This window comes from Mesorhizobium sp. M1399, assembly GCF_040317735.1.
Classification (GTDB): Bacteria; Pseudomonadota; Alphaproteobacteria; order Rhizobiales; family Rhizobiaceae; genus Mesorhizobium.
Genome location: NZ_JAMYKZ010000002.1, coordinates 391,529 through 403,581, shown reverse-complemented (window position 1 = coordinate 403,581; position 12,053 = coordinate 391,529). Strand labels below are relative to the sequence as shown.

Genomic DNA, 12,053 nt, shown 5'->3' with positions numbered 1-12,053 from the left:
CCGCCTCGTTGCATGGCGCGCAGCTTGCCACGGTATTCAGGCTCTGGCCCTTACACAAGCAGCGTCGCGATTACTTGTCGGTGACGATCTTGACCTTGTCGCCGGCCGAAACGGCGGCGCCCGGCGACAGCGCGTTGAGCACCCTGAACAAATCCAGCTTGCGGTCGACGCCGACCATCTGTGCGGCCAGGGAGCCCATTGTCTGGCCGGGCTGCACCGTGACGATGCGGATACGCAGCGGCTTCAACGCCGCCTTCTCGGCAGCACTCAGGATGCGGAACGAGCCGCTGACCGAGCGCGCCACCGTGCTCAGCGAGGTGCTGGCCGAAGGCGCCGCGGTCAGCAAGCGGTAGACCTGGCCGCCGGCGCGGATCACCGCAATATCGAATTGCCAGCCATCGGCGCCGGCATGCGCGGTTGCCGCTTCGTTGCCGTTGATCGTCTCCTGGCGCACGCTGCTGTCGTCGAGGCCGGCAACCCAGCCGCTGCGGATGTAGTCGGTCAGCGAGCGGCCCTTGTCGATCGAAACGCCGTCGAAGCGGATGGCGATGTCGCCCGGGCCTGTCGCCGTCACCGCCGCTGCCGAATTGTCGATGATGAAGCCGTTGGGCACCGAGAACGACACGCCGAGGCCAGGATGCAGGAAAGTTTCGCCGCGCACATAGCCTTCCTCCGGTGTGTCGCCGTAAAGCAGCCCGTCTACGCCGGAAAGGAATGAATCGCGATCGCGCGACCCGACACCGGGCGCGCCGAACTGGCGGGCGTGGCGCTGCGCGAGGTCGATACGCTGCGGCGTGTTGGGGTGCGTCGCCAGGAAGTCGAGGCTGGCGTCGGTGGCGCCGCTGATCGAGCGGAAATCGGTATAGGCCGACATCGACTGCAAGAAGCGGCCGGCAGCGTAGGGATCGAAACCGGCTTCGCCGATCGATTTGATGCCGATGGCGTCGGCCTCCAGCTCCTGATTGCGCGAGAACTGGGCCAGCCTCAGCTTGCCGCGGATCAGCGCCGCCTTGGCCGTCGGGTTGTCGCCGAGCACATCCGAAACGACCTTGGTCGCCAACCCCTCTTCGGCTTCCAGCTGCTGGCGCTGCAGGCCGTGATTGGCCGTAACATGGCCCATTTCATGCGCAATGACGGCGGCAAGCTCGGCTGAATCGTTGGCCAAGGCAAGCAGGCCCCGGGTGATGTAGAGATAGCCGCCCGGCAGCGCGAAGGCATTGACGTTGGGCGAGTTGAGGATGGTGATGCGGTAGGTCTGGGTCGGGTTGGCCGACACTACGGTCAGTCTGCCGACGATCTTGGCCACCATGCGCTCGAGCTTGGGGTCGGAATATTCTCCGCCATAGGTGGCGAGGATGCGCGGGTGCTGCGCCTTCGCCAGTTGGGCGAGCTTGCCGTTGGCGGCGACGTTGTCGACCGTGATCGGCTTGTCTGAGGGCTGAAAGCCTGATTCCTGCACGTCGGGAGGCGTGAACATCTGGCAGCTTGCCAGCGCCACGGCAAGACCGGCCAGCGCCAGAAAGCGCGCCAGCGGTTTCACCCTCCGATTGTCGATGCCGGTCGGCAGATCGGCTTCCTTTCAAGTCCTGGCACGTGACCGCGAAAATCGGGCGCGATTTCCGGAAAGCATCACGCGCAAAATCAAGTGCTACGGCGTCCGACAGATACGAGGCAGCAAGGGCAAATCACGGTCTAAGCCGGACCAGCTCCTGGCGGACCTAGCCACACTACCTCGACCATGGCAAGCAAGCGCCGCTTCGCCTTCCGCCGGTTTGACCATAAATTATGTCCGCTTCCGGGCAACATCTCGTGATCCAGCCGCAAACGGACCCGAGCCGATATAGCGTCGGAATGCCTCCGGTCCAGCCCCGACGAAAAAATCGGCCGCAGTGCCCGTCGCGGCAACCGTGCCACCATCCAGGAAAACCATGTTTTGCCCGATACGGCGCGCATCGTCCGGCTGGTGCGTGACGAATAGCACCGTCATGCGCTGCTCCGAATGGACGTCGGCGACCAGGTCGAGCATGTCGTCGCGCAGTGCCGGTCCGAGCGAAGCGAACGGCTCGTCGAGCAACAACACCGGCCGGTCGCGCACCAGGACCCGAGCGAGCGCGACGCGCTGCCGCTCACCGCCGGAGAGTTCGCGCGGCAGCCGGCTTTCCTTGCCGGCAAGGCCGACGCGCTTCAGCGCTGCGGCGATTGCGGCGCGGTCAGCCTCGCTCAGCATGAGCGAAGGCGAGCGGCCGAGCCCGACATTCTGCTCGAGGGACAGATGGGCAAACAGGTTGTTTTCCTGGAACACCATCGATACCGGCCGCGCTGATGGCGGCGCAGTGCTGACGTCGGCGCCGCCGATGAGCACGCGGCCTGACCGCGGCGCCTCGAAACCGGCCACCAGATTGAGCAGCGTCGACTTTCCCGAACCGCTCGGCCCCATGATGGCGGTGATTTCCGACGCCGGGAAATCGACATCGAATATAAGCGGCGTTTCACCATAGCTGAACGAGACATTATCGAGCCGCACGGCCGCGCCTTTTTCGACCGAAATCGACCGTTCCGGGCTGATCGGCATCATGATTTCTCCCTCCTTCCCAGCCAGTCCGCGGTCAGCACAAGCGCCAGGCAGACAAGGCCGAGCAGCAGCGCCAGGCCGGCCGCATCCTCGGTGCGGTAGCTGCCCATGCGCGCCAGCAACAGATAGGGCAATGTCTGCACGGAATCGCTGCCGAACAGCGCAATGACGCCGAGATCACCGAGCGACAGCGCCATGGCGAAGGCGAAGCCGGTGGCGAGCGGCCGCCGCAGCGACGGCCAGTCGACCAGACGCAACCGGTTCCAGCCCGAGATGCCAAGCTGTGCACAGAGCCGTTCGTGGCGTTCGCTCGCCGCGTCATAGGCGGGGCGGATGGCGCGGATGGCGAACGGCATCGCCATCACCGCATTGACCACAACCACCATGACAGGGGCGATCGCAAAGACATCGCTGACGCTGCGCAGGAGCAGGAACCAGCCGGCACCGATGACGATGGGCGGCACCACCAGGACGAACCCCGCACCGGTGTCGGCCAGGTGTTCGAGCAGCGTCCGCCTGCCGGTCCGCCGGGTGAGCGCCAGCGCCCGGCGCGCCATAACCAGCGACAGCGACAACGCCAAGGAGAGCAGCGCCGACAGGAGGGAGAGCACGGCACTGGTCGCCGTCGCTTGCCGCACCGCGCTCTCGCCGGCCAGGCGGCCGAGATCGGCGCCAAGCCCGGCCGACAGCGTAGCCGCCATCGGTCCGGCGACAAACAGCAGTGCCAGCCCGATCACCAGTGCGTTCAGCACGGTCTCGGCCGCACCGGCTGAAAAATACCGGCGCGGGGCTACCGGCAGATTGGCGTCGCCGGTCATATTGGCGCCAAGCCGCGTTAGTGCCAGCACGACGACGAAGGTCAGGGCAATCTGCAACAAGGTCAGCGTCACCGCCCGCGCCGGGTCGAAGTCGAAACGCAGCGCCTGGTATATGGCAACCTCCAGCGTCGTCGCGCGCGGCCCGCCGCCGAGCGTAAGCACGATGGTGAAGGAGGTGATGCACAGCATGAAAACGAGCCCGGCAACGCCCGGCAGGGCCGCACGCAACGCCGGCCATTCGATCAGCCGGAAGGCCGGCGCAGCACCCATGCCAAGCTGGCTCGCCAGCCGCCATTGGTTAGCCGGCACCGTCTGCAACGCTTCCAGGAACAGTCGCGTTGCCAGCGGCAGGTTGAAAAAGACGTGGGCGACGAGAATACCCGATAGGCCATAGATGCCGGGCCAGTTCTGGCCGCCAATCGCACCGAGCAAGCCGGCGAAATACCCGGCGCGGCCATAGAGTGCCAAGACACCGAGTGCGGCAACAATGGCCGGCAGCGCCAGCGGCACGGCGAAAAGCTGCAGGACAAAGCCTCGCCCGAAAAACTGTGGATGCCGCGACAGCGCGCGCGCGACGAACAGCGCCGGTGCGACGGAGAGCAGGGTCGACAACAGAGCCTGCCAGAGCGTGAAGCGGGCAACACGGAGGAGATAGGAATCAAAGGCGGAGGCGGCGCCCGACAGGTCGCGCATGGCTTCGACGACGAGCCCGGCGAATGCCCCGCCGATCAGCAGCGCGATGGCGGCGAGCGCGACGATACCGGCAGCGACGCGGGTATCCGATGATGGCGCGCGTTGCACGCTAGACCACCAGATTCGAGATTCTTAGCGAGGATTGCGTTCCTTCGCGCGCCCCTCTGTCCTGCCGGACATCTCCCCCACATGGGGAGAGATTGGCAGGTTCAGCGCTCCGCTCATTCCGGCAATGTCGGAGATTGGCGAAAGCCGGCATGACGGCCAATTTCCCTCCTTGTGGGGGAGATGTCCGGCAGGACAGAGGGGGGCGCCGTAGGGCGATCATCTTTCAATCCGAGCTACTTGCTCATCACCGCCAGCCACTCGTCGACCCAGGCCTTGCGATTTGCGGCGACCTCTTCCGAGCTGAACAGCAAGGTTTTGGTCGGTTTGACGAGCTTGTCGAACGCCGGATTGAGCGGCTTGTCGGTCTTGCCGGCCGGGAACATCCAGTTGGTTTCGGGAATGAGATCCTGGAATTTCGGCCCGGTCATGAAGGCGATGAACTTTTCCGCCAGCGGGTTCTTCGCGCCCTTGGTGGTGATCCCAGCGACCTCGATCTGCAGATATTCGCCTTCCTCGAAGGACGCCGCCTGGTAGCGCGAGGTGTTTTCGGCAACCATGTGGTAGGCTGGCGAAGTGGTATAGGACAGCACCATCGGCGCCTCACCCTTGGTGAACAGGCCGTAGGCCTCGCTCCAGCCCGGCGTCACCGTCAGCACCTTTGCCTTGAGTTTGGCCCAGGCTTCCGGAGCCTTGTCGCCATAGACCGACTTGACCCACAACAGCAGGCCAAGGCCCGGCGTCGAGGTGCGCGGATCCTGGATGACGATCTTGTCGCCGGCATCGCCCTCGACCAATTCCCTGAGGCTCTTCGGCGGGCTCTTCAGTTTTTCGCTATCGTAGACGATAGCGAAATAGCCATAGTCGAACGGCACGAAGATATCGTCGCTCCAGCCACCCGGCACACTGACGTCCGTCACGGCGCCATGCGGCGAAAACAGGCCGGTTGCCTTGGCGTCCGCCGTCAAATTGGTATCGAGGCCAAGCACGATATCGGCCTTGGTCGCGGCCCCTTCCAGCTTCACACGGTTGAGCAGTGCCACGCCGTCGGCGACCGAGACGAATTCGACGACGCAGGTGCACTCGGCCTCGAAGGCCTTCTTCACCGCCGGTCCCGGACCCCAATCGGCGGTGAAGCTTTCATAGGTATAGACGGTCAGCTTATCCTGTGCCGATGCCTGCCCCGGTAGGGCAAGCGCGGATGCCGCAAGCAGGATAATCGAGGCAAGAGAGTGGAAAAAACTGCGCATCGGCGCCTCCTTCGTTCGCGTTGAAAGGAATTGAGGCGTCGGGCTGTCCGAAACGTCTAATCCCTCCGCCGGTACAAACCGGATCAGGTTCAGCGGGTTGGCAGTCTTGCCTCTCAGCCGGTCCGCGAAGATCGCGTCCGGCACCCCGTTAGAGCGTTTCGACACATAGGCCCGGCCGAAGTGCTGCGCAAGCGGAAGTTTGCCGGGCATCCAAAGCGCGGCGTCCTGTTTCATCTGCCGTTTCATCTTCCGTTTCCGGGGCAGGGCTGGTAAGGGCCACGAGATATGAGCACATTCACCATCCTGCTTGGCGGCGATCTCATCCGCACGCCGCTGCTCGACCGCCAGGTCGAAGGCTCCCGCGTCATCGCTGCCGATGCCGGTATCGGCCATGCCCTTATGCTGGGCCTGATGCCGGAACTCTGGGTCGGCGATTTCGATTCCGTGCCTGCCGATTTGCCGGAGGATCTGGCCGCTGTGCCACGGCAGGTGTTTCCCGCCGAAAAGGACAAGACCGACGGTGAACTCGCTATCGCCGCCGCGCTCGAACGCGGTGCGACCAGCCTTGTGCTCGCAGGCGCCTTCGGCGGCAAACGCACCGACCACATCTTCCTGCATTTGGCGCTCAGCGTCCGGCTGGCGGAAGGCGGAACGGAAGTGCTTTTGACCAGCGGCGCACAGGAAGGTATTCCTTTGCTGCCTGGAAAGACTGGCTTCGATTATGTCGACGGTACGCTGTTTTCGGTGCTCGGCTTTTCGGATCTCGCCGGCCTGACAGTCACCGGCGCCAAATGGCCGCTCGCCCATGTCGAGGTTGCCTTCGGCTCGTCGCTGACCATTTCCAACGAGGTCAAGGGCCGGCTGGAAATCGCGCTGGCCAGCGGCCGCGCGCTGCTGCTCGCGCATCCTTTTCCCCTACCTGAAAGCTGACATGGCGCCGCCGCTTCTCAATCTCGACGGGATAAAGCTGACCTTTGGCGGCGCGCCGCTGCTCGACGGTGCCGCCCTGACGGCGTCAGCTGGCGACAAGATCGCCCTGGTCGGGCGCAACGGCTCTGGCAAGTCGACGCTCCTCAAGATCGCTGCCGGGCTGATCGAACCGCAGGACGGCGAAGTCTTCCGCCAGCCTTCGGCGACGGTGCGCTATTTGCCGCAAATGCCCGACATGGACGGTTTTGCGACCGTTCGCGCCTATGTCGAGGCGGGGCTCGGGCCCGCCGATGATCCCTACCGCGCCACCTATCTGATAGAGCATCTCGGCCTGACCGGCGAGGAACGGCCGAACGACCTCTCCGGGGGCGAGGCGCGGCGCGCGGCACTCGCCCGCGTCATGGCGCCCGAGCCCGACATTCTTCTCCTCGATGAACCGACCAATCATCTTGACCTTTCGGTTATCGAATGGCTGGAGGAGGAGCTTGCCCGCACCTCCTCGGCCCTGGTCGTCATCTCGCATGACCGCCGTTTTCTCGAACGCGTGTCACGCGCCACAATTTGGCTCGACCGCGGCCAGACCCGCCGTCTCGATAAGGGCTTTGCCTATTTCGAGGAATGGCGCGACACGGTGTTGGAGGAGGAAGAGCGCGAGCAGCACAAGCTCGGCCGCCAGATCGTGCGCGAGGAGCACTGGCTGCGCTATGGCGTGACGGCAAGGCGCAAGCGCAACATGCGCCGGCTCGGTGAGTTGCAGACCATGCGCCAGCGCTTTCGCGGTCATCGTGGCGCCGAGGGTGCGGCGACGATGACAGCCAGCGACGCCGCCGAATCCGGCAAGCTGGTGATTGAGGCCAAGAACATCGAGAAGAGCTTTGGCGATCTGACCCTGGTCAAGGGATTCTCGACACGCATCCAGCGCGGCGATCGCGTCGGTCTGGTCGGGCCGAACGGCGCCGGCAAGACGACGCTATTGAAGATGCTGACCGGCGAATTGAAGCCGGACGCAGGCACGGTGCGGCTCGGCACCAACCTGGAGATCGCCACGCTCGACCAGAAGCGCGAGGCCGTCGATCCGCAGGAGACACTGGCGCAGTATCTCACCGACGGACGCGGCGAGAACCTTGTCATCAATGGCGAGCAGCGCCACGTCGTGTCCTACATGAAGGACTTCCTGTTCAAGCCGGAACAGGCGCGCACGCCGGTGCGCGAGCTTTCGGGCGGCGAGCGGGCACGGCTGATCCTCGCCCGCGTTTTGGCGCGGCCGGCAAACCTGCTTGTGCTCGACGAGCCGACCAACGATCTCGACATGGAGACGCTGGAGCTGCTGCAGGAACTGGTCGCCGGCTTTGCCGGCACGGTGATCCTGGTCAGCCACGATCGCGATTTCCTCGACCGCACGGTGACCAGCATCATCGCGCCGGATGGCGACGGCCGCTGGATCGAATATGCCGGCGGCTATTCCGATATGCTGGCGCAGCGCGGCGGCACCAGGCTGGACGACCGCAAGGCGCGGCCGAAGGCAGAGACCGGCGAGGCGACGGCGGCAAGCAGGAGCGAAGCGGCCGCTAGCAGGGGCCTGGCCAAGAAACTGTCGTTCAAGCAGAAATTCGCGCTGGAAACCTTACCCAAGAAGATCGAGGCGGTGTCGGCCTCGATCTCGCGGCTGGAGAACAACATCGCCGATCCGGCCTATTATGAGCGCGACCCGGCGTCGTTCCAGAAGACGATTGCCGCGCTCGACAAGGAGCGCGCCACGCTGGAAGCGCTCGAAGAGGAATGGCTGGAACTCGAGATGCTGCGCGAAGAGATGGAGGGGTGAGAGGTTGAATGCACGCTCATATGCGCCTACATTATGCGCATAAATGGGAGCGGCTCCATGCCTCGATCGAATCCAAAAACCCAAAGAAAGTCGGTTAATACATCGATCGACTCCGGATTGATCGAGGACGCCAAGGCGTTGGGCATCAATATATCCCGCGCTGCAGAAGAGGGTATCGCCAAGGCGATTTCGGCCGAAAAAACCCGGCGATGGCAGGAGGAAAACAAGGAAGCGATCGAGAGTTCCAATGACTACGTCAGGCGCAACGGCTTGCCTCTGGCCAAGCACCGGCTGTTTTGATGGCGCGTTATGATTTCTACCAGACTGCCGAAGGCGACGGTTATCTTCTCGATCTCCAGTCCGACCTTCTGGGACGGCTCGACACCAAGGTAGTCGTCCCGCTGATGCCAGCCAATAAGGCTCCAGTGCCGGGCCGCCGGCTAAATCCTATCTTCACCATCAACGGTAAGGACCATGTCATGGTCACTCAATTCATGTCAGCCTTGATGACATCTGAATTGCCCATTGCCGAAGGAAATCTTTCTCGCCATCACGACGACATCGTGAGCGCAATCGACATGTTGTTCCAAGGCTTCTGAGCCAAAGAGGGGTTGGGCTGGTGAGCCGGCCTCAACCCGCCGTCTTGGTTTGCCAGGCCTTCAGCGCCTCGTCGAACACCTTCTCGCCCGGAATGCCCTTTTCCATCGTGAGCAGCGCCCGCCGCCCGGTCTTGTAGACGACCGGCACGTCGATCCAGTCCTGGCCCCTGAGCAAGGTCAGATTGGCGTCTTCATCTGCCTTGGTATCGTTGAGCGCAACCAGGAAGAAACCGTCGGCGATCTTGGCCGGGATGCCGATCAGCGGGCTGCCGGCATCCTGCTCGGAGCCCTTCATGGCGACACGCAGGATGTTGTCGACGCCGCCGCCCTCGAAGCCGTCAGGCGTCAGGAAGATCATCTCGATGATATGGCTGGCCGGCAGTGTCTGGTCGGTGTTGCGACGGATCGTCATGCGCAACTGGATATCCTTGCCTGGAATGGTCGCCTCGGCGCGGATCGCCGGCTCGGGCGGCAGGTCGCCGCCGGGCGATTCCTGCACCAGTGACCAGACGATATTGCCGGGCTCGGCCGAGCCTTGAGCGGTGCTGGTGCGCTCCTCGTAGAAGATCGCTTTCTGGCCGACGGCCAGCGCGGCTTCCGGCGGAACTACCGTCGGTGCCGCTGCCGCCACGGGCGGTGTGGCGGCCGCTGCAGGCGCTGGCGGGACAGCTGCAGCATCGGCCGGCGCTGCCGCCCCGTTGGCGGGCGGCGTTGCGGGAGTTGGTGCAGCGGACCCGTCGACTGCTGGAGCATTGGCCGTGGCTTGCGCGTCTGCGGGCGCGGCCGGTGCCGGCGCGGCGGGTACCGGGCTGGTCGGCGTTTGTGCGGCCGACGGCGGCGTGGTCAGCGCGGCGACGGATTCGCCTTCGCCGATGCCCGCCTGCCCGGCCGCGGGGCCGGGATCGACCTCGTGGCCTTCGGGCGTCAGGCGCTGCGTGAACTTCGCGCCTTCGCCGGCCTCCGTCGGAGGCGCGGCGGCCGGGACGGCCGCATCGGCCACCGGCTTGGCCGGGGCTGGCTTTACCAGCGGTTCGGTGGCGACGGTTTTGGTCCCGTCGAGGCCGAGCATGCTGCCGAACGCATCCTTGTTCAGCCACATGCCGTAACCGCCACCGGCAATGACCAGCAAGGCGACGGCAGCGGCAATCACACCGCCATAGCTGCGCCTGCGCTCGGCAGGATGGAGCCGCTGGAACCTGTCCTCCGCGGGGTCGCCGTCGTTGGAAAAGTCATCGCCCCGAAAAACCCCGTCTTGGTCATCGGCTGTCGGAAGATCCATGTCGGACGGCGGCGAACCAGCGCGCTCCTGAGAAAGAGCGACGGGCTGCGGCTTTTGCCAGTTCGACGCCGGCTTGGCGGGCGTGGGCTGCCATGCCGGCCCAGTCTGTGCCGGCCCGGTCTTTGCCGGCTCGGTCTTGGCCGGCTCGGTTTTGGCCGGCTGGCGGACATGGCTGGGCTGGTTCTTGTTGCGGTCGATGGAGGAGAAGATGTCCTCCAGCTCCGCCAGCGGATCGGATGCCGGCGCCGGTTTGCCATACTCTCGCTCAATGCTTGCGATGGCATCTTCGAGTGCACGCTTCTGCCTGGAGACGTCCGACGGCGCAAGTGGTGGATCGCGTTCGGCAATCTTCTTCGCAATCGTCGAACGAGCCTTGTCGTAGACCCTGGCGCGCACCTCCGCCGACGGCTCGCCGAGATTGTCGAGCGTCTTTTTCAGAACAGAAACAAAATCTACCATGCTTCAGTCGACCTGCATTTTGTTTCTGGGCCGGCCCCCGCAAATCAGCCGCAATGCCCGGAAAGGCTGAGAAACTAGTCTTGAAACGGATCGGTCACAAGTATCGTGTCGTCCCGTTCAGGGCTGGTGGAAAGGAGTGCGACCGGCGCGCCGATCAGCTCCTCGATGTAGCGGACGTACTTCACCGCCTGGGCCGGCAGGTCGTTCCAGCTGCGCGCGCCGGCGGTGGTGCCTTTCCACCCCTCCAGCGTCTCGTAGACCGGTTCGACGCGCGCCTGCGCGCCCTGGCTGGCCGGCAGGTAATCGATCGCCTCGCCGTCGAGGCGGTAGCCGGTGCAGACCTTGATCTCGTCCAGCCCATCGAGCACATCGAGCTTGGTCAGCGCAATGCCCTTGATGCCGTTGACGGCGACAGCCTGGCGGACCAGCACGGCATCGAACCAGCCGCAGCGGCGCTTGCGGCCGGTAACGACGCCGAATTCATGGCCGCGCGTGCCCAGGAACTCGCCGATCTCGTTCTTCTGTTCGGTCGGAAACGGGCCTTCGCCAACGCGCGTCGTATAGGCCTTGGTGATGCCGAGCACATAGCCGATGGTGCCCGGGCCGACACCGGATCCAGCAGCGGCCTGGCCGGCAACCGTATTGGAGGAGGTGACGAACGGATAGGTGCCATGGTCGATATCGAGCAGCGTGCCTTGCGCGCCCTCGAACAGGATGCGCTCGCCGGCGCGGCGCTTGTCGTCGAGGATTTTCCAGACCCGGTCCATATAGGGCAGAATCTCGTCGGCGACCGAGATCAGCTCGCTCATGATCGCCTCATGCGTGACCTCGGCATGGCCGAGCCCACGGCGCAGCGCATTGTGGTGCGTCAGCAGCCTGTCGACCTTCAAGGGCAGCGTTTCCAAATCCGCCAAATCCATCACCCTGACCGCGCGTCGGCCCACCTTGTCTTCGTAGGCCGGACCGATGCCGCGACGGGTCGTGCCAATCTTCGTTCCGGAATTGGAAGCGGCGTCCTCGCGAAATCCGTCCAGCTCCCGGTGCAGCGACAGGATAAGCGCGGTGTTTTCGGCTATTTTCAGGCGGTCCGGCGTCACCTCGACGCCCTGTGCCTTCAATTTCGCCACCTCCGCGACGAAAGCGTGCGGATCGAAGACGACGCCATTGCCGATGATCGACAGCTTGCCTTGCCGCACCACGCCGGACGGCAGCAGCGACAGCTTGTAGACCTTGCCATCGACGACCAGCGTATGGCCGGCATTGTGGCCGCCCTGGAAGCGCACGACAACGTCGGCGCGCTCGGACAACCAGTCGACGATCTTGCCTTTGCCCTCATCGCCCCATTGCGAGCCGACGACCACCACATTGGCCATGCTTCTTTTCCCTTGAGATGCCGCGCCAGGCAGCTTGAAACGGTTCGAAACGACAGGCCTCTATAGCGTCAAGACCGGGCGAGCGCGACCATTCTTTGCCGCCCAAAACGCTCCGAGGCACAACAATTTTCGCCTTTGACATCATTTACTTGC

The 12,053-nt window shown here is 64.3% G+C and carries 10 protein-coding genes and 1 riboswitch; of the genes, 4 read left to right on the top strand and 6 right to left on the bottom strand.

The annotated features are described in order from the left end of the window. Positions 1–70: 70 nt before the first annotated feature. From NKH05_RS04445 to thiB, 4 genes are all read right to left on the bottom strand, one after another. Positions 71–1,540 (bottom strand): M48 family metalloprotease, encoded by a 1,470-nt coding sequence (locus NKH05_RS04445; RefSeq protein ID WP_023721023.1) that lies wholly within the window; start codon positions 1,538–1,540, stop codon positions 71–73. 243 nt (positions 1,541–1,783) lie between these two features. After that, the gene (gene thiQ, locus NKH05_RS04440) at positions 1,784–2,575 is read right to left on the bottom strand and encodes a thiamine ABC transporter ATP-binding protein (protein ID WP_023721024.1); all 792 of its coding nucleotides are present in this window, start codon (positions 2,573–2,575) and stop codon (positions 1,784–1,786) included. After that, positions 2,572–4,191 (bottom strand): thiamine/thiamine pyrophosphate ABC transporter permease, encoded by a 1,620-nt coding sequence (gene thiP / locus NKH05_RS04435; protein ID WP_352480902.1) that lies wholly within the window; start codon positions 4,189–4,191, stop codon positions 2,572–2,574. The genes thiQ and thiP overlap by 4 nt, the downstream gene beginning before the upstream one ends. Positions 4,192–4,424: 233 nt before the next feature. Then, positions 4,425–5,438, bottom strand: coding sequence for a thiamine ABC transporter substrate binding subunit (thiB, locus tag NKH05_RS04430; protein WP_352480903.1), 1,014 nt, complete (start codon positions 5,436–5,438; stop codon positions 4,425–4,427). 43 nt (positions 5,439–5,481) lie between these two features. Then, positions 5,482–5,596: riboswitch (TPP riboswitch) on the bottom strand. 127 nt (positions 5,597–5,723) lie between these two features. Here thiB and NKH05_RS04425 point away from each other — a divergent pair. The 4 genes from NKH05_RS04425 to NKH05_RS04410 are packed head-to-tail and all read left to right on the top strand — an operon-like array spanning position 5,724 to position 8,789. Continuing rightward, positions 5,724–6,368 carry a thiamine diphosphokinase gene (locus NKH05_RS04425; protein WP_023721026.1) on the top strand — a complete coding sequence of 215 codons (645 nt, stop codon included), beginning with the start codon at positions 5,724–5,726 and terminating at the stop codon, positions 6,366–6,368. Position 6,369: 1 nt separating this feature from the next. Continuing rightward, the gene (locus NKH05_RS04420; protein WP_352788741.1) at positions 6,370–8,190 is read left to right on the top strand and encodes an ABC-F family ATP-binding cassette domain-containing protein; all 1,821 of its coding nucleotides are present in this window, start codon (positions 6,370–6,372) and stop codon (positions 8,188–8,190) included. A 57-nt stretch (positions 8,191–8,247) separates the two neighbouring features. Then, on the top strand, positions 8,248–8,490 hold the full coding sequence (locus NKH05_RS04415) for a type II toxin-antitoxin system CcdA family antitoxin (RefSeq protein WP_352480905.1): 243 nt from the start codon (positions 8,248–8,250) through the stop codon (positions 8,488–8,490). Continuing rightward, positions 8,490–8,789: a CcdB family protein gene (locus tag NKH05_RS04410; RefSeq protein WP_352480906.1), complete on the top strand. Its 300-nt coding sequence runs from the start codon at positions 8,490–8,492 to the stop codon at positions 8,787–8,789. Before NKH05_RS04415 ends, NKH05_RS04410 begins: the two co-directional genes overlap by 1 nt. 31 nt (positions 8,790–8,820) lie before the next feature. Here the strand turns inward: NKH05_RS04410 and NKH05_RS04405 are convergent, their stop codons facing one another. After that, a complete protein-coding gene (locus tag NKH05_RS04405) occupies positions 8,821–10,527 on the bottom strand; it encodes a hypothetical protein (protein WP_353025070.1) in 1,707 nt (568 codons plus the stop codon). A gap of 74 nt (positions 10,528–10,601) precedes the next feature. Beyond that, positions 10,602–11,900 carry an adenylosuccinate synthase gene (locus tag NKH05_RS04400; RefSeq protein ID WP_352857536.1) on the bottom strand — a complete coding sequence of 433 codons (1,299 nt, stop codon included), beginning with the start codon at positions 11,898–11,900 and terminating at the stop codon, positions 10,602–10,604. Positions 11,901–12,053 lie beyond the last annotated feature (153 nt).